This window comes from Parasedimentitalea psychrophila (assembly GCF_030285785.1).
In the GTDB taxonomy this organism is placed as follows: domain Bacteria; phylum Pseudomonadota; class Alphaproteobacteria; order Rhodobacterales; family Rhodobacteraceae; genus Parasedimentitalea; species Parasedimentitalea psychrophila.
The window spans coordinates 4,030,432-4,051,967 of the sequence record NZ_CP127247.1 but is presented as its reverse complement, the minus strand read 5'-3'; the positions used below and the strand labels follow the sequence as shown (position 1 = coordinate 4,051,967).

General features: G+C 56.1%; 20 protein-coding genes. 8 read left to right on the top strand and 12 right to left on the bottom strand.

Going from position 1 to position 21,536, the window contains the following annotated elements; all coding sequences use genetic code 11:
• Window positions 1-93 precede the first annotated feature (93 nt).
• Window positions 94-1,005 carry a LysR family transcriptional regulator gene (locus QPJ95_RS19605; protein WP_270918898.1) on the top strand — a complete coding sequence of 304 codons (912 nt, stop codon included), beginning with the start codon at window positions 94-96 and terminating at the stop codon, window positions 1,003-1,005.
• A 37-nt stretch (window positions 1,006-1,042) separates the two neighbouring features.
• Here the strand turns inward: QPJ95_RS19605 and phoB are convergent, their stop codons facing one another.
• From phoB to QPJ95_RS19550, 11 genes are all read right to left on the bottom strand, one after another.
• A complete protein-coding gene (gene phoB / locus QPJ95_RS19600) occupies window positions 1,043-1,732 on the bottom strand; it encodes a phosphate regulon transcriptional regulator PhoB (protein WP_270918899.1) in 690 nt (229 codons plus the stop codon).
• Between the two features lie 3 nt (window positions 1,733-1,735).
• Entirely contained in the window at window positions 1,736-2,446 is a 711-nt protein-coding gene (gene phoU / locus QPJ95_RS19595; protein ID WP_270918900.1) for a phosphate signaling complex protein PhoU, read from the bottom strand.
• 16 nt (window positions 2,447-2,462) lie between these two features.
• On the bottom strand, window positions 2,463-3,260 hold the full coding sequence (gene pstB, locus QPJ95_RS19590) for a phosphate ABC transporter ATP-binding protein PstB (RefSeq protein ID WP_270918901.1): 798 nt from the start codon (window positions 3,258-3,260) through the stop codon (window positions 2,463-2,465).
• 14 nt (window positions 3,261-3,274) lie between these two features.
• Complete coding sequence (gene pstA / locus QPJ95_RS19585) at window positions 3,275-4,612, bottom strand: phosphate ABC transporter permease PstA (protein ID WP_270918902.1); 1,338 nt, start codon at window positions 4,610-4,612, stop codon at window positions 3,275-3,277.
• Window positions 4,612-6,090: a phosphate ABC transporter permease subunit PstC gene (pstC, locus tag QPJ95_RS19580; protein WP_270918903.1), complete on the bottom strand. Its 1,479-nt coding sequence runs from the start codon at window positions 6,088-6,090 to the stop codon at window positions 4,612-4,614. Before pstC ends, pstA begins: the two co-directional genes overlap by 1 nt.
• A 96-nt stretch (window positions 6,091-6,186) precedes the next feature.
• On the bottom strand, window positions 6,187-7,242 hold the full coding sequence (locus QPJ95_RS19575; RefSeq protein WP_270918904.1) for a substrate-binding domain-containing protein: 1,056 nt from the start codon (window positions 7,240-7,242) through the stop codon (window positions 6,187-6,189).
• Window positions 7,243-7,481: 239 nt separating this feature from the next.
• Window positions 7,482-8,528 (bottom strand): ATP-binding protein, encoded by a 1,047-nt coding sequence (locus QPJ95_RS19570; RefSeq protein WP_270918905.1) that lies wholly within the window; start codon window positions 8,526-8,528, stop codon window positions 7,482-7,484.
• 49 nt (window positions 8,529-8,577) lie between these two features.
• Entirely contained in the window at window positions 8,578-9,759 is a 1,182-nt protein-coding gene (locus tag QPJ95_RS19565) for a trans-sulfuration enzyme family protein (RefSeq protein WP_270918906.1), read from the bottom strand.
• Window positions 9,760-9,762: 3 nt separating this feature from the next.
• Window positions 9,763-10,284 carry a gamma carbonic anhydrase family protein gene (locus QPJ95_RS19560; protein ID WP_270918907.1) on the bottom strand — a complete coding sequence of 174 codons (522 nt, stop codon included), beginning with the start codon at window positions 10,282-10,284 and terminating at the stop codon, window positions 9,763-9,765.
• Complete coding sequence (gmk, locus tag QPJ95_RS19555) at window positions 10,281-10,922, bottom strand: guanylate kinase (protein WP_270918908.1); 642 nt, start codon at window positions 10,920-10,922, stop codon at window positions 10,281-10,283. Before gmk ends, QPJ95_RS19560 begins: the two co-directional genes overlap by 4 nt.
• Window positions 10,923-10,940: 18 nt before the next feature.
• Window positions 10,941-11,837, bottom strand: coding sequence for a YicC/YloC family endoribonuclease (locus tag QPJ95_RS19550; protein ID WP_270918909.1), 897 nt, complete (start codon window positions 11,835-11,837; stop codon window positions 10,941-10,943).
• 269 nt (window positions 11,838-12,106) lie between these two features.
• Between QPJ95_RS19550 and QPJ95_RS19545 the strand changes: the two genes are divergently transcribed.
• Complete coding sequence (locus QPJ95_RS19545; RefSeq protein ID WP_270918910.1) at window positions 12,107-12,925, top strand: PAS domain-containing protein; 819 nt, start codon at window positions 12,107-12,109, stop codon at window positions 12,923-12,925.
• Window positions 12,926-13,139: 214 nt separating this feature from the next.
• Here QPJ95_RS19545 and QPJ95_RS19540 read toward each other — a convergent pair whose 3' ends face one another.
• Window positions 13,140-14,510: a class II 3-deoxy-7-phosphoheptulonate synthase gene (locus QPJ95_RS19540; protein WP_270918911.1), complete on the bottom strand. Its 1,371-nt coding sequence runs from the start codon at window positions 14,508-14,510 to the stop codon at window positions 13,140-13,142.
• A gap of 181 nt (window positions 14,511-14,691) precedes the next feature.
• Between QPJ95_RS19540 and QPJ95_RS19535 the strand changes: the two genes are divergently transcribed.
• The 6 genes from QPJ95_RS19535 to QPJ95_RS19510 all read left to right on the top strand — a co-directional run bounded on the left by QPJ95_RS19535 (window position 14,692) and on the right by QPJ95_RS19510 (window position 21,199).
• Window positions 14,692-15,696, top strand: coding sequence for a GlxA family transcriptional regulator (locus QPJ95_RS19535; RefSeq protein ID WP_270918912.1), 1,005 nt, complete (start codon window positions 14,692-14,694; stop codon window positions 15,694-15,696).
• 252 nt (window positions 15,697-15,948) lie between these two features.
• Window positions 15,949-17,142: an ABC transporter substrate-binding protein gene (locus tag QPJ95_RS19530; RefSeq protein WP_270918913.1), complete on the top strand. Its 1,194-nt coding sequence runs from the start codon at window positions 15,949-15,951 to the stop codon at window positions 17,140-17,142.
• A 93-nt stretch (window positions 17,143-17,235) separates the two neighbouring features.
• Window positions 17,236-18,021, top strand: coding sequence for an ABC transporter ATP-binding protein (locus tag QPJ95_RS19525; RefSeq protein ID WP_270918914.1), 786 nt, complete (start codon window positions 17,236-17,238; stop codon window positions 18,019-18,021).
• A 51-nt stretch (window positions 18,022-18,072) separates the two neighbouring features.
• A complete protein-coding gene (locus QPJ95_RS19520; protein WP_270918915.1) occupies window positions 18,073-18,786 on the top strand; it encodes an ABC transporter ATP-binding protein in 714 nt (237 codons plus the stop codon).
• 83 nt (window positions 18,787-18,869) lie between these two features.
• The gene (locus QPJ95_RS19515; RefSeq protein WP_270918916.1) at window positions 18,870-19,880 is read left to right on the top strand and encodes a branched-chain amino acid ABC transporter permease; all 1,011 of its coding nucleotides are present in this window, start codon (window positions 18,870-18,872) and stop codon (window positions 19,878-19,880) included.
• Window positions 19,877-21,199 carry a branched-chain amino acid ABC transporter permease gene (locus QPJ95_RS19510; protein ID WP_270918917.1) on the top strand — a complete coding sequence of 441 codons (1,323 nt, stop codon included), beginning with the start codon at window positions 19,877-19,879 and terminating at the stop codon, window positions 21,197-21,199. The genes QPJ95_RS19515 and QPJ95_RS19510 overlap by 4 nt, the downstream gene beginning before the upstream one ends.
• Window positions 21,200-21,536: the final 337 nt, after the last annotated feature.

Here is a 21,536-nt window from a genome sequence, read left to right as displayed (position 1 = left end):
CCTTGCTGAAATTCGGCTTCAATGTGACTTTAACGCTGGGAAGGTCACAAAAACAGCGAGACTTTCACCCAAAAGCATGAGTATTAGTCATACATGCAGACACCGCGTCGTTTACTCCCGTCGATATCCTCCCTGCGCGCGCTTGAGGCGCTTGATCGCTTGCAGTCGGCCTCCGCCGTGGCAGAAGAGCTGTCTTTGACCCAGAGCGCCGTTAGCCGTCAGTTACAGGCCCTTGAACGACAATTGGGTACGGATTTGATAAACCGTGATAATAAGCGACTGTCATTGACCGCGGAAGCGCAGGATTACGCCGCCGAAGTGCGGCAGGCACTGACCCAAATCGCCCAATCCACCTTGAGACTGCAAACGGCTCCACTGGCTGGAACGCTGAGTCTGGCCATCCTTCCTGCCTTTGGTATGCGCTGGCTGATGCCGCGACTGCCCGATTTCTCGCGGCTGCACCCAGAGGTAACGATCAACATGGCAACGCGGCTTGAGGCATTTAACTTTGCTGGTGAACCGTTTGATGCTGCAATACATTTTGGTCATGCTGATTGGCCCGGAACTCAGTCAATCCTGTTGAAGCACGAACAATTGCTGCCGGTTTGCGCGCCGTCTTTGCTGGGAGATCTGAACATAACGTCTCCGACTGACATATTGAATCTGCCGTTGCTTCATATTCAAACCCGTCCGCTGGCCTGGAAGCTCTGGTTTTCAGGTCAGGGGGATGTCTCGTCCCGGTCGCTGTCCGGGACGATGTATGATCAATTCGCAACCATTAGTCAGGCCGCCTTGCATGGGCTTGGGGTGGCTTTGATGCCTGACTATCTGATCGAGCAGGATTTGGCTGCGGGGCGTTTGGTTGCATTGCACCCTGCCCCGGTCGAAACCAGCGGCGCCTATTATCTGGTCTGGCCCGAGACCAAATCCCGCCATGCGGCCTTGACAAAATTCAGACAATGGTTGGCCACACAATCACAACCCGAGGATCCGCTACCGCGTTGATTGGCCACATGAATCGACAACCGCAGCGCTGCCGATCTCAGCCAAGCGCATAACCGGCGCCGCGCACAGTACGCACAGGATCTTCGCCGCCGAATTGGCCCAGGGCCTTGCGCAACCGGCCGATATGTACGTCAACGGTTCTTGTGTCGACGTAAATTTCCCGTCCCCATACCCGATCCAGCAGTTGCTCGCGGCTCCAGACCCGCCCTGGTTTCTCCATAAATGTGGACAGCAGCCTAAATTCGGTCGGCCCCAGTTTCAGAGGTTGATTTGCCCGGCTCACCCGATGGGTTTCAGAGTCCAGGATGATGTCACCATATTCCAGCCGAACACCAACAGACGAAGGCCGCACCCGGCGCAGTTGCGTGCGCACCCGGGCCATCAGTTCAATCACCGAATAGGGTTTGACAACAAAGTCATCGGCGCCGGTTTCCAAACCCCGCACCTTGTCGACCTCTTCAGATCGGGCGGATAGCATTATGATCGGAATGGCCGATGTCTTGGGCCGTGATTTCAGTTGTCGGCAGACCTCGATACCGCTGAGGTTGGGCATCATCCAGTCCAGCACGATAATATCCGGCATTTGCTCGGCGACCAACAGCAGGGCCTCCTCGCCATCCCCTGCCTTTATCACACGAAACCCATCGGCCTCCAGATTATAGGTCAGCACCTCGCGCTGAGCCATTTCATCTTCGACGATCAAGACGGTCGGCTGATCAACAGACATCGGTCATATCTCCTGGATCGTCGTTGAGGTGACATCACCCTTGACGCGCGCCTCGTCCGGCTTTTCCCCGGTTACCAAATAAATCACCTGCTCTGCAATCGAGGTCACGTGATCGCCCATCCTCTCAGTATTCTTGGCTATAAAATGCAAGTGCATACAAGGTGTTATGTTGCGTGGATCTTCCATCATAAAGGTCAGGAGCTGCCGAAACAGCGCGTTATACATCTGGTCCACGTCCCGGTCACGGACGATAATATCTGCCGCCAGTGCAACGTCGCGCTGAATATAGGCGTCAAGTGCGTCCTTCAACATCCGTTCCACCTCGCGCGCCATCCGCCGCAACGCCGATGTGCAGTCCTGCACCGAAGGACCCTGCGCCAAAACCACAGTTCGCTTGGCCATATTCTTGGCATAGTCGCCAATCCGCTCCAGATTGGCAGCGATTTTCATCACTGACAACACCAGACGCAGGTCACTGGCCGCAGGTGAACGAATTGCGATAAGGCGTGCCGCCTCCACGTTTATCTGCTCTTCCATATCGTCGATAACCTTGTCACGGGCGCGGACTTCCAGTGCCAGCTCTTCATCGCTGGTCTCCAGCGCCCGCGCGGCGTCGACAATTGCCGCCTCGACCAGGCCGCCCATTTTCATGATCCGTGCCTGAATGGCCTCGAGGTCGCGGTCAAAGGCGGATGCAATATGTTGCTCTTCCATGTGTCGTCCCTTTCCGTCAGCCGATGCGGCCGGTGATATAACTTTCGGTGCGCGGATCTTCGGGGTTGGTAAAAATCTGACCTGTCTCGCCAAACTCTACCAGTTGTCCCAGATGGAAGAATGCCGTTTTCTGACTGACCCGCGCCGCCTGTTGCATCGAGTGGGTAACAATCACCACCGAAAATCTCTGGCGCAACTCGTCTATCAGTTCTTCGACCTGGGCGGTGGCAATTGGATCCAATGCCGAGCATGGTTCATCCATCAGCAACACTTCGGGCTCGGTCGCCACGGCGCGTGCAATGCAAAGACGTTGCTGCTGTCCCCCGGACAGGCTGGTGCCCGGGGCCGCCAGCCGGTCTTTGACCTCTGCCCAGATGGCAGCGCGGCGCAGTGCCTTTTCCACGATGTCATCCAGCTCACTTTTGCTGTTGAACATACCGTGGATTCTGGGCCCGTAGGCGACGTTGTCATAGATTGATTTTGGAAAGGGATTGGGTTTTTGAAACACCATCCCCACCTTGGCACGCAATTGCACCGGATCAACCCGTTTGTCATATATATCCTCGCCATCCAACAGGATTTCTCCCTTTACCCTGCAGGTTTGGATGGTGTCGTTCATCCGGTTCAAGCAGCGTAGAAATGTTGATTTTCCACAGCCTGACGGGCCGATAAAGGCGGTTACAGTCTTATCGGTGATCCGGACGCTCACATCTTTGACCGCATGGGTGTCACCATAATGGACCTGCACGTTGCAGGCCTCAATCTTGATGTCTTGCGAGTCCACGTTTTGCTCCGGTAATGTCATATCATTCATAGCCTTGCCTCTTCTTACCAGCGGCGTTCAAAGCGACGGCGCAGGATCACTGCAACCGCGTTCATAGTGACGAGAAAAATCAACAGCAGGATGATACCACCCCATGCTCTTTCGTAAAATGCAGGGTCAGCACGTTTGGCCCATTCGTAGATCTGCGCCGGCATGGCCGAATTGGGGGACATCAGCCCCGATGCAATACTGTCCGGCGCGTTTGAGGCGATAAACCCAACCATGCCGATCAACAGCAACGGCGCGGTTTCGCCCAGAGCTTGGGCCAAACCGATGATTGTTCCGGTCAGAATTCCGGGCGCGGCCAGTGGTAAAACATGGTGGAAAACCGCCTGCATGCGCGACGCTCCAATACCCAGGGCGGCATCGCGAATGCTCGGGGGGACGGCACTCAGGGCGGCGCGGGTCGAAATAATAATGGTGGGCAAGGTCATCAGTGTCAGCACCAAACCACCCACCAAGGGCGCCGACATCGGCAGGTGCATATAGTTGATAAACACTGCCAAGCCCAGGATACCAAAAACAATAGAAGGCACCGCAGCCAGGTTCGAGATATTCACCTCGATGATATCGCTGATCCAGTTTTTGGGTGCAAATTCCTCCAGATAGATCGAGGCACCGACACCAATCGGCAACGCCAGTGCCAGCACCACCAACATCATCGACAAAGAGCCCAGCATTGCGACCCCCATGCCAGCCGCTTCGGGACGTTGATCCGAGGCATCCGCGCCGATGACAAAGTCAATATTGAAGGTCTTTTCGATCACTCCGGCTGCAATGAATAAATCAACCAGATCCAGCTGTTCCGGCGAGATACTCTTGTCGTTCTTGATGCTCTCACGGGTCACCCGCCCCTTCAGGTAACCATCTACCCGGCTCGATGTCAAAAATCGAAACTGGACCGTTTCGCCGATGCGATCTGGGTTGGCGATGACAAACCCCCGCAGCTGCGCCGCTGCGCCTTTGGACAATATCCCCAACAAATGCTTCGACTTCAGGCTAGTCTCAATACTCAGCTCTTCAACCTTGGAGCGGACCGCCGATTTGATCAGCGGCGCATAGCCAAAAGTGGAGATTTTTTTCAGATCCGAGAGGGTGCGATTGCCCTTTTTGTCGAGTTTCGTTTCCAACAGCTCAACCTCAAGGGTGATGAATGTTTGCTGAAAGGCCCCCATTCCCTTGCTGAAAATAGTTGTGACCAACACGGCCAACATAAGGAAGCTGAAGGCAATTGCCGCCATTCCATAGGCCTTGAACCGGGTCTCGGCGGCGTTTCGCGTCTTGGTGCGTGGACTTTGCGTTAGCAAGGATCCGCGGTGTTTGCTTGGAGATCTATTGCTCATCAGTCGTACTGCTCTCGATAGGTGCGCACGATATACAGCGCCAGAATGTTCAACCCCAGTGTCAGCGCAAACAGCGACAACCCAAGAGCAAAAGCCACCAGCGTTTCAGGGCTGGCAAAATCGGTATCACCAGTCAACTGGCTGACAATACGGGTGGTAATTGTTGTCATCGAGTCCAATGGGTTGGCAGAAAATTTGGCGATCGCCCCGGCGCCCATCACCACAATCATGGTTTCGCCAATCGCCCGCGATGCAGCGAGCAAAATCGCCCCGACAATGCCCGGTAAGGCGGCCGGAATGACCACCTGACGTATGGTCTCGGATTTGGTTGCGCCCAGCCCCAGAGATCCGTCCCGCATTGATTGTGGAACGGCGTTGATGATGTCGTCGGACAGCGACGAGACAAACGGAATCAGCATGATACCCATCACTAGGCCTGCGGTCAGCACCGAGGTGGCGCCGCTCATCCATTCAACGCCCAACAGGCCATCGTCGCCACGTCCAAAAATCCGCACTAGGATCGGGCCGACGGTCAGCAAGGCAAACAGCCCATAGACAATGGTTGGGATGCCCGCCAGAATTTCGAGCAGAGGTTTGGCAACCGACCGGGTTTTTGCACCTGCATATTCGGACAGGTAGATCGCAGCAAACAGCCCCACCGGAACCGCCACCAGCAGAGCGATCAATGAAATATAAATCGTCCCCCAGAGCAGCGGCAGCATCGAAAGCGCGCTATCGCCCCGGAAATTGGGCGCCCAACTGGTGCCAAAAAAGAAATCGCGCCAATTGTGCAGGCCGAAAAAATTCACCGTTTCGAACAGCATGGAAAACACGATGCCTATGGTCGACAGGATCGCCAGCGAGGCGGCCAGGATCAGCAAAGCCATCACGCCGCGCTCTACCACGTTGCGGGCCCGAAAATCCTTGTGGGTCTGGCCATAAGATCTGGCAAATCCAACCATGGCCATCAAGGCGACCACAAGGGTCATCATCAATCGACCGTCATCTGACATTTCACGATATCCGCGCGCCGCCATCAGGATTTCCGGCAGCACATCCGATCCAAGCGCAATGCCCAACTCCCCAAGACGCGCCCGCAAGTCTATCGTCTCGACACTCAGGCGCTGGATTTCACTATCGGTCATAAGCCCTTGAGTTACTGCGATATCAATCCCCTCGGCGATGCGGCGAACGTCGGACATGACAAGCCCGACACTTGTGTTTTGCGGCGCTAAATCTGCGAGGATCATCGCAGTTATGCGTGTTTCAATGAACATGGGTTGTGCCAGCAGCCAAATGGCCAGGACAGCAAGCGATGGCACCAAGGTCGAAAGAGCGACGTAAAAACCGTAATATGCAGGCAATGAATGAAGCAGCGGCACCTGCCCCTTTGCCGAAGTGAGGGCGCGGCGGCGGCCTAAAAAGAAACCCGCCGTGGATAAAAGGAATAGACAGGTGATTATCCAAAAAGTAGCCATCAACAGCTCCATCGGGGTGTTGGGTTAGGGGAGATATCCAGCAGATGATCGGGGCAAAAGACCTGCCCCGATCAGAATTGCCTTTTGCAATGTCAGTTAGGAGTTGCCACCGATGGTGATCTCGTCTGACACCGCGCCTTGGGTGTTTTCCAGCTCGGGATCGGCGACCAGACCGTATTCAGCCAGCGGTCCATCAGGGCCGGCAACTTCGTCTGCGATGAAGAATTCAGTGTATTCTTTCAGGCCAGGAATGACGCCGATATGGGCTTTCTTGACGTAAAAGAACAGCGGGCGCGACACCGGGTATTGCCCGGTTGAGATGCTCTCGGTCGAGGGCACAACACCGGACATGGTTGCAACCTGCAGCTTGTCAGTGTTGTTCTCATAAAACGCCAGACCAAAGATGCCGATGCCGTTTTTATTGCTTTCGATACGCGCCAGAGTTTCGGTGTAATCCCCGTCGATATCGACCGAACGACCATCGGTGCGCAACGAGATACAGGATTTTTCGGCCGCCTTTCTGCGGGCCTTGGCAGTGTCACCTGCCGCCGCCTCCAGCAGGACATCAAAGGCACCAGTGGCGTCGCAGCCGGCCAGAATTACCTGGTCTTCGAACACTTCGCGGGTGCCGTGCTTGGTGCCTGGAATGAAGGCCTGGATCGGCTGTGCAGGGAAGCTGGCGTTCACCTCTGCCCAGTTTTTGGCGGTGTTGGCGACCATTACCCCGTTAACCAGAACCTCGCCGGACAGCGCCAGGAACCAGTCCGTCGGCGTAAACTCAAACGCGGCGCCCTGAATGTCGCTGGCAAAAACAATGCCATCATAACCGATGCGGACTTCGATAATGCCGGTCACACCATTTTCTGCGCATTTTGCGATTTCTTTGTCTTTGATCCTGCGCGACGCATTGGCCACGTCAATGGTGTTTTCACCAAGACCTTCGCAGAACCGTTTCAGCCCAGCCGAAGAGCCACCGGATTCAACTACAGGTGTCGGAAAGTCAAAATTCTCGCCAAACGCCTCGGCGACGATCGACGCATAGGGCAGAACCGTCGAGGAACCAGCGACTTGAACCTGGTCACGCGCGGTGGCTGTTGTTGCAGATACCGCGGCAATGGCGATGGCAGAGGCGGACAATTTCACAAAGGACATCTCAAGTTTCCTTGGATAGTAGACAGATCGATCACTCCATGGTGATCTTGCGGCCACTGTTAAGAGAGCTGCATGAGCCTTTTGTGACACCAGTGTAACAGCTGTGTGACAAACCCCGAGAAAGCAAAAAACGCATCAATTCATGCGCGTCAAAACCGCCCCGACCAACCGGCGGCATATTAAGGAACTGTTCGTTTGTTTCGCGCGCGAAACAATGAGGCATCAATGCTGACCTGTTGTTAGGCCGGCAGCGGCAGGGTCACAGAAAAACAAGATCCCTGCCCCAGTTCGCTATCAACCCGGAGCCGGCCACGGTGACGGCTGGTGATGTGCTTTACAATGGCAAGGCCCAGGCCGGTGCCGCCCAGCGCCTGTGACCGGTGGCTGTCTGCGCGATAGAACCGTTCGGTAAGCCGGGGCAGATGAATGGGGTCAATTCCCTCGCCATTGTCGATCACCTGTACCTTGGCAACGGCACTGCGCAGGACGGGGTCGCGCTGCTCTGTGGTCAGCACCACCCGCACCTGGTCGCCCCCGTATTTGATGGCGTTTTCAAGCAGATTGGTGAAAACCTGCTTTAGCTGATCGCGATCGCCTGTCAGCTTTACCGGATCATCGCCGAGGTCCAGTATCATGTCTACCCCGCCGGATTTGGCCAAGGGTTCCAGAGATTGCAGCGTTAGAGCCAATAGCTCCGACAAGTCTACTTGGGTTTTGGGCCGTATGCGCTCCTGGCTTTCGACCCGGTTCAAGGACAGCAAATCCCCGACCAGGCGGTTCATCCGGCCAGCCTCACCTTCCATGATCGACAAAAACCTCTCCCGCGCGATAGGATCCTCCTTTGCCGCACCCCGCAGTGTTTCAATGAACCCCATCAGGGCGGTCAAAGGGGTCCGCAGCTCGTGACTGACATTGGCTACAAAATCGCGCCGCATCTGACCGGCTTGCTCGCGTTCGCTGACATCCTGAAATGTCAGCAGCACCGCACCGCCCTCCAATGCTCCAGAGGCAGGCACATGGCGCAACGTTACTTCATGAACCCTGTCCTGCGCGCCATCACTGGACAGATGCCGGGCGGAGCGCGGTTTGTGGTTCCGCAGGCAGGCCTCGACGGCATCGGTGACCGCAGGCTGACGCAGGGCGGTGGCAAAGTGGCGGCCTTGGATCTCCATTCCCAGCAGGTCCGCCCCCTCGCGATTTGCACCGACAATACGCTCACGGTGATCCACCAACACCGCAGGCATTGGAATAGCTGCCAAAATTCCATCAATCAGTTGCTGTGACATGGGCGCCTCGTTCAAGTGTTTTGGCGGCCTGCTTAACGGCCTAATGTAACTAGGACGTGGCAGCCGCCACAGCATTGGTGAACACCGATAACAACAGCTCTGGCGCTTCCAGGCCAACCGACACCCTAAAGAATCCCTCGCCCAACCCCAGCGCTGCACGCTCAGCTGTGGTCAGCGCGCGGTGGGAGGATGACGCAGGGTGGGACAATGTGGTGCCGACATCGCCCAAAGTCGGGGCGAAATTCAGACCCTCGGCCTCGCGGGTGAAAATATTGGCGGCGGCGCGCCCGCCTTCCAGCTCAAAACTGACCATATTACAACCGCTTACGCCCAGAAGGTCCGCCGCCAGAGCATGGTCGGGATGATCATCACGCAACGGATAAAGCACCCGCTTGATCCCCGGCAAACCGGCCAGATGATCCGCCAGCAGGGCGGCTGTTTCTTGTGCCCGGTCAAACCGCAGTTCAAACGACAACATGCCGCGCTCTGCCAGCCAGCAATCAAACGGGCTGGGTGTCATGCCGGTGGTGATCGCAAACACCCGCATCTGGTCGTTGATCGCCGGATCACGCGCCACCGCATATCCCAGCATCACATCCGAGTGGCCAGCCAGAAGCTTGGTGATGGAGTGGATCACAATATCTGCGCCGTGATCGAACGGTTTGAAGCCCCGCGGCGTGGTGAAGGTATTGTCCACCACCAACAGAATGCCCTTTTCCCGACACAGCAGGGAAAGCCCCTTGATATCGGCCAGGCAAAGGGTTGGATTTGAAACAACTTCGACAAGTATCATTTTGGTTTCAGGCCGGATGTCACGTTTGACTGCCTGCACGTCTCCGGGATCAGCCAGAGTGGTGGTGATGCCCAGCCGTGGCAGATCATCCTTCATCAACCGCAGAGAGCGACCATAAAGTTGATTTGCCCCGATGATGTGATCGCCCGCGCTGAGCAGGCCCAGAACCACAGCTGAGACCGCTGCCATGCCGGAACTGGTGACAACCCCGCCCGGCATGCCCTCCATTGCGTCGAGACGTTTGGCCACCACATCGGCGTTGGGATGACCTTCCCGCGAATAGGTGTAGCCCTGCACCCTGCCCTCGTACTGGTCGTCCAGCGCATCAGGCGTTTCACTGGCATAGACCACCGACGGGCTGAGCGGCGTCACCACCGGATGGCTGGCACTGAGGGGCAGCGGGTCGGGCCGCATGATCGAGCCTCTGGAATTACGCATGCCTTAGACCTCTTTCAGTTCGGAGCGAAACCGCCGCATGTTGTCCTGATAGTGCAACGCACTGGCCGTCAGGCTTTGCTGCAGCGCCGCATCCACTGTACGCACCACTTTGCCCGGCGATCCCATCACCAGTGAGTTATCCGGAATCTCCTTATTCTCGGTAATCAGGGCGCCCGCACCGATCAGGCAGTTCTTGCCGATCTTGGCGCCGTTCAGCACAATGGCCCCCATGCCAACCAGAGTATTGTCGCCAATCGTGCATCCATGCAGCATCACCTTGTGGCCAATGGTGCAGTTCTGACCAATGCTCAGCGGATAACCGGCATCAATATGCATGACGCAGTTTTCTTGCACATTCGACCCCTCACCAACCCGTATTTCTTCATGGTCGGCGCGCAGGGTGCAGCCAAACCAGACCGAGGCGCCCTGCTCGATGACAACCTTGCCAATCAGGTTGGCATCTGGCGCCACCCAGGAATCGTCGTGAATTTGCGGTTTGTGCTCACCCAGCGCATAGATCGTCATGACTGTTCCTCAAATTCGGTCTGCAGGGTGCGCACGTGTTGGGTCAGGCTGGGTTGTTGAATGCGGCGCATACGCTCAGCTTTGACAATGGTTTTCAGGCGCTCTTCGGTTTCATCCAGATCGTCATTGATCAGCACATAATCGTAATAGCCCCAGTGGCTGATCTCGTCCCAGCTTTTCAACATGCGCTTGCCGATCACATCTTCGCTGTCCTGGGCGCGGGTTTCCAAGCGTCGGCGCAGCTCGCGGATTGAGGGTGGCAGAATAAATATCGACAGGGCGTGCTTGCCCAAGTCTGAATTTCGGATCTGGATTTCGCCCTGCCAATCCACGTCAAACAACACATCCTGGCCTGAATCTATCGTCCGTTTCACCGGGCCCGCCGGAGAGCCATAAAAATTGCCAAAAACATGCGCATGTTCCAGCATTTCGCCGTCAATGGCCTGCTGTTTGAATTCCTTCTCGTTGAGAAAGAAATAATCCCGCCCGTGCTCTTCGCCCGGCCGAGGTTCGCGGGTGGTGGCAGACACCGAAAATTCCAGGCTGGGATCCCAGGCCATCAAGCGTTTGGCCAGAGTGGATTTTCCCGCACCCGAGGGTGACGACAGGATGATCAATAGGCCGCGCCGATCTGTCATGACATGCTTTCCTTGTACTTATTCTATGTTTTGAACCTGCTCACGCATCTGGTCGATAATGGCCTTCAGCTCAAGCCCTGTCGCCGTCAGGTCGCTGTTCTGAGCCTTGGCGCACAAGGTATTGGCCTCGCGGTTGAATTCCTGCATCAGAAAATCAAACTTGCGGCCAACGGCACCGCCTTTGGTCAGCAATTTACCAGCCGCCACCACATGTGCGCCCAGCCTGTCGATTTCTTCGGTGACATCCGATTTGACCGCCAGAATCGCCAGTTCCTGTGCCAGCCGGGCTGGATCGACTCCTTCGGTATTGTCTAAAACTTTCGCCAGATTGGCTTGCAATGCCGCAGCGACGAGGGGCTTTCGAGCCTCGGCTTGGCTGGCGGCAAGGGCTGTCAACTGCGCGACCTGGGACAATTGATTGGTTAATATTTCTGCCAGCACCGCACCTTCGGCGTCACGCATTTGTACGAATTCCGCCACAAGTGTTACGAATTCCCTGGTCAATTCCTTAACCAGTGGCGCCGGGTCATCCTGGATACTGGACTGCTCCAGAACGCCCCGTTGAGACAATATATCTGCCGCACTGGTTGGCGCCAGTTTGAGGCCGACGGCCACCGCGGCGGTCTCTATCCCGCCGAGTGCCTGCACTATCGAGGCCAGGACCGCTGGGTTTAAATCCAGCGCCGTATCGCCACCCTCGGCCCGCGATACCCGCAGTGCCAGGGAGATATTTCCGCGGGCCAAAGCCTTGCCCAGTTGGCTGCGCAACTGAGTTTCCAACCCGTCAAGCCAATCGGGAACCCGCAGGCGAAGATCCAATCCCTTGGCATTGACCGAGCGGATTTCCCAGCTCCAGCTGTGCCGTCCCAGGCTTCCTTGGGAGGAGGCAAAGCCCGTCATTGATCGCAACGTCATGCGGCGCGCTCCTTATGTTTTGGTGCCAACTTGCATTGCACCTAAAGCCATGAACAAGGGCTACACAAGCTCGGATAGCGGGCACTGGTGGTGAAAATGGTTAATGCGGCACCGCTCGATGTATTAACCATTGGTTTAAGATTTAGTCCAAAGTTGAACTAGATTGTGACATGTTAACTCCAGAGTAACCATTCCAGTACTATTCTTTAAGAGCAGGTTTGCTCTGATGGAAACGGGAATGAAATCGGATGCGAACGGAGGAATGGGATATGTTTTTTGGTAGCCGCAAGGGGTCTGGGCAAAACTCGGGCCAGGACAAGGTGATTTCAATGGATCGTTTCCGCAGTGGTTGTTCCCTGTCCGCCATTCGCCAGGCCGAAGCCTACTGGACAGCGTTGCGCCAGGGCGATGACATACCCAACCGCTCACAGGTCGACCCGCGCGGGCTTGAAAATATCCTGAGCCAGACCTTTGTACTGGAACGTATTGCCCCCGGCATTGCCCGCTTTCGTCTTGCCGGTCAAAAACTGAATGAAATGGCCGGAATGGAAGTGCGTGGCATGCCGCTCACCGCGTTCTTCACTCCGGCGGCCCGCAAACAGGTCAGCGCCTCGCTGGAGCATATGTTTGATACGCCGGCGATTGTTGAACTGACCCTCACCACCGTGGCTACCCGCAGCCATCCGGCGCAGGAGGCGCGTATACTCATGTTGCCCCTGCGCAGTGATCTGGGCGACGTCAGCCGGGCTTTGGGGGTGTTTGTCTCTGAGGGCAACCCAACAAATTCGTCCCAGCGTTTCGATGTCGTTGCAACCGAATTGCGGTCAGTGACAGCCATTGCTCCGACGCATAAAAAGCCGGTCCTTGGTTCACCGGCGAAGTCGAGCAACCAGGTCAATGCCGGATTTGCGGAAACCCAAGCCAAATTTGGCGAAGAACGGAGCGTGATGGATGAGGCCCGGGCCTTGGCGAAAAAAAGCCGCCAAATCATGGAAGAGACGCGTCAATCTTTGAAAAAGCCCTGCGATCAATCAAATTCTAAACAAAATCAGGCGTCGCATCTGCGCTTGATCGTCAGCCGGGATTGATCCCGCTCCATTAATATATTAAGATATGGTTATTGGATCAAGCCGCTGGTCATAGCTCTTGGAACAATCGCGCCCCGAGGAGAAACCCGGGGCGTTTTCTTTTGCCGCCATTTTTCCATCCCCCATTTTTCCGTTTCCCCCCATAGAAACAGCCGGGCAAAAAAATGCCCGACGTTTCCGCCGGGCATAATGGACAAGGCATTCAGCCAGTTAATCAGCTGACCTGACGGGTCTTGCGTTGCAGCCGATGGCTTGACAGTTCTTCTGCAACCAAAAAGGCCAGTTCCAGCGATTGGCTCGCATTCAAGCGAGGATCACAGGCGGTATGATACCGATCGCTGAGGTCCTCATCGGTGACGGCCCGGACCCCACCGGTGCATTCAGTCACATCCTGGCCGGTCATTTCAAAATGCACCCCGCCTGGCACAGTGCCTTCGGCGGCATGGATAGCAAAGAACTCACGAACTTCCCGCAGCACCCGCTCAAATGGGCGGGTTTTATATCCCGATGAGGATTTGATGGTGTTGCCGTGCATCGCATCGCAGACCCAAGTGACATTGGCGCCTTCTTCGGCCACCGCTTTGATCAGCCGCGGCAGGTTTTCCGCGACGCCGCCAGCCCCGAACCGAGCGATCAGGGTGAGTTTACCCTCCTCGTTATCAGGATTCAGCTTGGACATCAAAATCTTAAGGTCTTCGGCCGTCGTTGTGGGACCACATTTCAGCCCAATGGGGTTCAATACGCCCCGGCAGAATTCCACGTGCGCCCCATCAGGTTGACGGGTCCGATCGCCAATCCAGATCATGTGGCCCGACCCAGCCAGCCACTGTCCTGAGAGCGAATCCCGCACGGTCAGCGCCTCTTCATATTCCAGCAACAGACCTTCGTGACTGGTGTAGAATTCAACCGACTGCAGAGTGTGCGCGGTGTCCTGGGTCACGCCGGCCGCTTTCATGAAATCCAACGTATCAGTGATCCGGCTGGCAACTTCACGATATTTTTCGGCCTTCTCGGATTCTGTAAACCCAAGGGTCCAGGCATGAACCTGGTTCACATCCGCATAGCCGCCGGTGGAAAAGGCCCGCAGCAAGTTCAGCGTTGCGGCAGCCTGAGTATAAGCCTGCAACATCTTGTTTGGATTCGGCGTTCTGCCCGCTTCGGTAAAGGCCAGCTCATTGATGATATCGCCGCGGTAGCTTGGCAATTCCACACCATCGATGGTTTCCGTTGCTGAACTGCGCGGTTTGGCGAACTGGCCCGCCATGCGACCCAGTTTGATCACCGGCACCTTGGCGCCATAGGTCAGCACCATTGCCATTTGCAGCATCACCTTAAAGGTGTCACGGATATTATTTCCGCTGAATTGCTCAAAGCTCTCGGCACAATCGCCGCCCTGCAACAGGAAGGCCTCACCACGTCCGGCCGCCGCAAGATGCAGCTTCAGGCGTCTGGCTTCACCGGCAAAGACCAGAGGTGGATAATTAGAGAGCTGCGCCTCAACGCCCGCCAGGGCATCAGCGTCTGTATAGTCAGGCATCTGAACCCGCGGTTTGGCGCGCCAGTTCGTTTTTTGCCACTCACTCATAGCTCTATCTCCACATCAGAAGTCTTACGTTAATTGAGGCCCCTCTATACTAAAGTGTAACCTTTGTGGCCAGTTGTGAAATGCGCCTACTTGACGTCCGTGCTAAGCTATGAGCACCGTGCCAAATACACCTTGGTTTATCACCCCAGGGAGTCCCCGAATATTTAAGGAAATGCGCGCCATGCAAGAGCAACGCCTGCTTGTCGAAATAGACAGCGCTCCGGATCGCCCGCGCCGGTTTGTCTTTGTTTTAATGGATAAATTTTCATTGCTTTGCTTTTCTGCATCATTGGAATGCCTGCGTATTGCCAACCGTATGAGCGGTAAAGAGCTGTACACTTGGGTCCTTTCAGGCGAAGGCGGTGAAAACGTTACATGTTCAGCGGGAACCTCATTCCAGCTGGAGCAGGATCTGAGTGAATTGCAACGCGACGATACGATTCTGCTCTGTGGCGGAGTTGAGGTCCAGCACGCCACAACAAAAAGACTGCTCGGCTGGCTGCGTCGAGAATCACGCAAGGGGCTGCTGGTTGGCGGCCTGTGTACCGCCGCCTATGTGCTGGCCAAGGCCGGATTGCTGGACGGCAAGAAGGCGACAATTCACTGGGAAAACGCCGACAGCTTTTCGGAACAGTTCGACGAGGTTGAATTGACAAAATCGGTGTTTGTCTTGGATGGCAAGCGGATGACCACGGCGGGGGGCACGTCTTCGATTGATCTGATGCTCAAGTTGATTGCCACGGATCACGGCGAGGAACTTGCCAATGCCGTCGCGGATCAGTTGATCTATTCCTCTATCCGCACGGATCAGGATAGCCAGAGATTGTCTGTGCCGACTCGTATTGGCGTCAGGCATCCCAAGCTGTCGACGGTTATCCAGCTGATGGAAACCAACATCGAAGAGCCGATCAGCCCGTCTGTTCTGGCCAAGGATGTTGGTATGTCGACCCGCCAGCTGGAACGGTTGTTCCGGCGTTACCTGAACCGGTCGCCGAAGCGGTATTACATGGAGTTACGGTTGCAAAAAGCCCGTAACCTGTTGATGCAAACCGATATGAGTGTGATCAATGTGGCCCTGGCCTGCGGTTTTGCTTCTCCCTCACATTTCTCCAAATGTTACCGCGCCCATTATGACACCACCCCCTACCGGGAGCGCGGCAGCATGGCCGCCCGCCAGCCGATCTGATATCGCAGCCAATGGATCGCAGCCAAGGGGCGGCGATTTGGGCGATTGTTGTCCCAGCGTCAACCGATAGGCGGCGCCGGGACAAAACAGATGCTGCCATTGCGCCCGGACAGAAGATCAATTCATCTGCCCGGGCGTAAAACTCGCCATTTTGAAGCAAAATCTGGCAAAAAGGGATAAGACTTTTCTTTTTAGCCCAGCTTGCCTAGGGTCGTTGAGGAACAGTTATGTTCCAAAAATGGGAGTTTTCGAATGAAAAAGTTGCTGATGGCCACCGCTGCCGTTGCACTGACCGCGGGCACAGCTTTTGCTGGTGGCCACGCCAATGAAGTGAAACTGGGTATTCTGTTTGGCTTTACCGGCCCAATTGAATCGCTGGCGCCGTCGATGGGCGCGGGCGCTGAATTGGCGATGGCCGAAGTCACCAAGTCTGGCGCCCTGCTTGATTCGGCAACCGTCATCCCGATGCGGGCCGATACCGGCTGCATCGACAACGGCCTGTCCACTGCCAACGCCGAGAAAATGCTGGCCGATGGCGTTGACGGGATTGTTGGCGGTGACTGCTCGGGGGTGACCGGTGCAATCCTGCAGAACGTCGCCATTCCAAACGGCATGGTGATGATTTCGCCCTCCGCCACCTCGCCCGGACTGTCGACCATGGAAGACAACGGCCTCTTCTTCCGTACCTCGCCGTCTGATGCGCGCGAAGGTCAGGTCATGGCTGAAATCATGACCGAGCGCGGTGTGAAATCCATCGCTTTGACCTATACGAACAACGACTTTGGCAAAGGTCTTTCCGATGCAATCAAATCCTCCTTCGAGGCACTCGGCGGTGAAGTGACCATCACCACAGCGCACGAAGACGGCAAGGGCGACTATTCTGCCGAAGTCGGCGCATTGGCCTCTGCCGGAGGTGATATTCTGGTTGTTGCCGGTTATCTGGATCAAGGTGGACTGGGCATCATTCAAGGGGCTCTGGACAGCGGTGCATTTGACACCTTTGGTCTGCCGGGTGGCATGATCGGCGATTCACTGCCGAAGAATGTCGGACCTGACCTGAACGGATCCTACGGTCAGATCGCTGGATCTGACAGCGCTGGTGCCCAGATTTTTGCAGATCTGGCCAAAGAGGCCGGTTTTGACGGAACTTCGGCATATTCGTCCGAATCCTACGATGCCGCGGCTTTGTTCATGCTGGCCATGCAGGCTGCGAACTCCAAGGACCCTGCCGAGTACCGCTTGAAAATCATGGATGTCGCCAATGCTCCCGGTGAAAAGATCAATCCTGGTGAACTGGGTAAGGCCTTGGAAATCCTGAAGGCAGGCGGCGAAATCGATTATCAGGGCGCCACCGGTGTTGAACTGATCGGGCCCGGCGAAAGCGCAGGTTCCTACCGCGAGATCGAAGTTCAGGATGGCAAAAACGTCACTGTAAAGTTCCGTTGATATCTGTTTGTTAGCCGATAAAGATCAGCCCGGGTTTTCGCCCGGGCTGATCCAAATTAAAAGCTGCAAAAATGCGGCAGGGGATGAAATGAAATGATCGTCGTCGAGGACGTGCATAAGCACTTCGGCGGGTTCCATGCCGTTGATGGTGCAACGCTGGAAATCGCCAAGGGCTCCATTACCGGGTTAATTGGCCCAAATGGTGCAGGAAAAACCACTCTTTTTAATGTGATCGCTGGCGTTCTTCCGCCCACGTCTGGTCGGGTTACGATGGATGGTGAGGATATCACCGGGTTGCCGCCGCATAGTTTGTTCCACAAGGGGTTGCTGCGAACCTTTCAGATTGCGCATGAGTTTTCGTCGATGACCTGCCGCGAAAACCTGATGATGGTCCCCGGCGGACAATCCGGCGAGACCCTGTGGAACACTTGGTTTGGTCGCAAACGCATCGCCGACGAGGAACGCGCCCTGCGCGCCAAGGCCGACGAAGTGATGGAATTCCTGACCATCGAGCAGATCTCCGATCTCAAGGCGGGCGAAGTCTCGGGCGGACAGAAAAAGCTGCTGGAACTGGGCCGCACCATGATGGTGGATGCCAAGATCGTATTCTTGGACGAGGTCGGAGCCGGGGTAAACCGCACCCTGCTCTATACCATCGCCGATGCCATCAAACGGCTGAACGACGAACGCGGCTATACCTTTGTTGTCATCGAACATGACATGGAGTTCATCGGTCGGTTATGTGACCCGGTGATCTGCATGGCCGAGGGCAAGGTACTGGCGCAGGGCACCCTGGACGAGATCAAGGCCAACGAGCAGGTGATCGAAGCATACCTTGGTACTGGCTTGAAAAACAAAGATAAACTGGCCAAGGCGTAATCGCGCTAGCCAGTACAAACGCCCTGCGCGAACAGGGTACGGGGGACATCAATGTCTGAACCATTTCTTATTGGCGATAGCATGACAGGCGGGTACGGCAAGGGGCCGGATATCCTGCATGACTGCACTATCGCAGTGAATCGCGGCGAGATTGCCGTGATTGTCGGGCCCAACGGCGCTGGCAAATCCACCGCCATGAAGGCGGTGTTTGGCATGTTGAATGTGCGGGGCGGCTCGGTGCGACTGGACGGCGAGGATATCACCGCGCTCAGCCCGCAGGACCGGGTGATCAAGGGCATGGGATTCGTGCCGCAGAACCAGAATATCTTTACCTCGCTGACAGTTGAGGAAAACCTGGAGATGGGCGCGTTTATTCGCACCGATGATATCCGCGTGACCATGGAACAGATCTATCACCTGTTCCCGATCCTGAAAGACAAGCGCAATCAGGCAGCGGGAGAGCTGTCCGGTGGCCAACGCCAACAGGTGGCGGTTGGCCGTGCGCTGATGACCCAGCCCAAGGTGCTGATGCTAGACGAACCCACCGCCGGCGTCTCACCGATTGTGATGGACGAGTTGTTTGACCGCATTATTGAGGTGGCCCGCACCGGCATTCCGATCCTGATGGTGGAACAGAACGCCCGGCAAGCGCTTGAGATTGCAGATAAAGGCTATGTTCTGGTGCAGGGGCGCAATGCCTTTACCGGCACCGGAAAAGAGCTACTGGCCGATCCCGAAGTCCGCAAATCGTTCTTGGGGGGCTGAGACATGAAAAATTCTCACAATCGCAAACCACTTTCGTACAGCCCTGCCACAGGATTGCATTCTAGCTTTATGGGGACCAAATAATGGATTTTCTCAACGCTATCGTGGCGCTTACCAACTATGTGATGATCCCTGCGGTCGCTTATGGCAGCCAGCTGGCGCTTGGCGCGCTGGGGGTCACCCTGATCTACGGCGTGCTGCGATTCTCCAACTTTGCCCATGGTGACACCATGGCCTTTGGCACCATGGTGACCATTCTGGTGACCTGGTGGATGCAGTCGATGGGGATCAACTTTGGGGTACTGCCAACCGCTCTGCTCGCCCTGCCCTTTGGTATTCTGGCCAGCATGGGGTTGCTGCTGTTCACCGACCGGGTTGTCTACAGGTTCTACCGCGAGCAAAAAGCCAAGCCGGTTATCTTTGTTATGGTGTCGCTGGGAGTGATGTTCATGATGAACGGGCTGGTCCGCTTTATCATTGGCCCTGGCGATCAGCGGTTTTCCGACGGTGCGCGTTTCATCATCTCGGCCCGGGACTTCAAGGCGATGACAGGCCTGCGCGAAGGTCTAGCGTTTAAAACCAGCCAGGGCATCACCGTGATCACCGCAGTGGTGGTTGTGATCGCCCTGTTCTGGTTCCTGAACCGCACCCGCACCGGTAAATCCATGCGCGCCTACTCGGACAACGAGGATCTGGCCCTGCTATCCGGCATCAACCCGGAACGAGTGGTGATGTACACTTGGATGATCGTCGCCGCCTTGGCGACCATCGCCGGGGTGCTGTACGGCTTGGATAAATCCTTCAAGCCCTTCACTTATTTCCAACTGCTGCTGCCGATTTTTGCTTCCGCCATTGTTGGCGGGTTGGGCAATCCGCTCGGCGCCATCGCCGGTGGCTTTATCATCGCCTTCTCCGAGGTCTCGATCACCTATGCCTGGAAAAAGGTGCTGCGCTATCTGATGCCCGAAAACCTGCAACCGGACGGATTGGTGCAACTGCTGAGCACGGATTACAAATTTGCAGTCTCCTTCATGATCCTTTTGATCGTTCTTCTGTTCAAGCCCACAGGTCTTTTCAAAGGAAAATCGGTATGAGCGAGACTTTAAAACATTCCCTTATGTTCGCCTTTGTCGGCCTGCTGATCATCCTGGATGGCACCACCAGCTATGGCATCTTCTCGGGCACCTGGAATTCGGCGCTGGGTATCCTCAACATGGGGCTGGTTTCGGCGATCATGGCACTGGGCGTCAACCTGCAATGGGGCTTTGCCGGATTGTTCAATATCGGCATCATGGGCTTTACCGCACTGGGTGGTCTGGCGGTGGTACTGGTTACTTCGGCCCCGACACCAGGCGCCTGGAGCGAAGGTGGCATCGGTATCATCATGGCACTGGTGCTGGGCGCGCTAACTGTGGTTGCCGCTGTTTTCATCACCAAGAACATGGCCGTGGGGAAACCCCGGATGCTGGCACTGGCGGTTGTCCTGATCGGCGGGTTCTTTGCTTACCGCGCGATTCTTGATCCGGCAGTCTCTGGCGTCGAGGCGATCAACCCGGCCCTGTTGGGCAGTCTCGGGGGGCTTGGTTTGCCGGTCCTGCTGGCATGGCCTGCGGGGGGATTGCTGGCTGCGGGTGCCGCCTGGCTGATTGGCAAGACGGCCTTGGGTCTGCGCTCGGATTACCTGGCAATTGCCACCCTTGGCATTGCCGAAATCATCATTGCGGTGATGAAGAACGAGGACTGGCTGGCGCGCGGTGTCAAAAACGTGGTTGGCCTGCCTCGTCCGATGCGCAAAGAGATCGTGCTGCAGGAGGATCCCGGTTTCCTGGAAACCGTTGCCTCTCTTGGTCTGGACCCGGTCACCGCCTCAACCCTCTATGTGAAAATCAGCTACTCTCTGCTGTTCACAGTGGTTCTGCTAGCGCTGTTGTGGATGGCCCAAATGGGGTTGAAAAGCCCCTGGGGCCGGATGATGCGGGCGATCCGTGACAATGAGGTCGCAGCCGAGGCCATGGGCAAGGATGTCACCCGCCGGCATTTGCAAATCTTCGTGCTGGGCTCGGCCATCTGCGGCATTGCCGGCGCGATGATGACAACATTGGATGGTCAGCTGACACCGGGCACCTATAACCCGCTGCGGTTCACATTCCTGATCTGGGTAATGGTTGTCGTTGGCGGCTCCGGCAACAATTTTGGCTCGGTGTTGGGCGGTATTTTCATCTGGTTCTTCTGGATCAAGGTTGAGCCGATGGGCGCCGGGTTGATCAATATTGTCACCTCAGGAATGGCCGAAGACAGCACGCTAAAGGCACATCTTCTGGAAAGTACGGCGCATATGAGGCTGTTTACCATGGGGCTCATTCTGTTGTTGGTTCTCAGGTTCAGCCCACGCGGGTTAATCCCCGAAAAATAGATCGGTGCCGCCCCGGATCTCTTGGGCGGCATCTTTTGTGCGGCGCGCTTCTTCTTGTTTGAAATACCTCCGCCGGAGGCACGGGCTTGGGGTCAACCAAGCCCGACCGGCAATGCCGGTTCTTTTTTCATCAGTTGACTCACCCGCGACTGGTAAAGCGGCGGCAATAAAACCGTTCAGTTCGAGGCAAAAATCCGGCCTAAATCCGGTCTAAATCCAATGATCTGCTTGCTGCAAACAAAGTTAACCTTTCTATGCCACAGTGACAGTTGTCCGATATTGCCAACGTGGCAATCATGCGGACATTCCTCCCTGTCAGACTGGGCCGTGCCAAGTG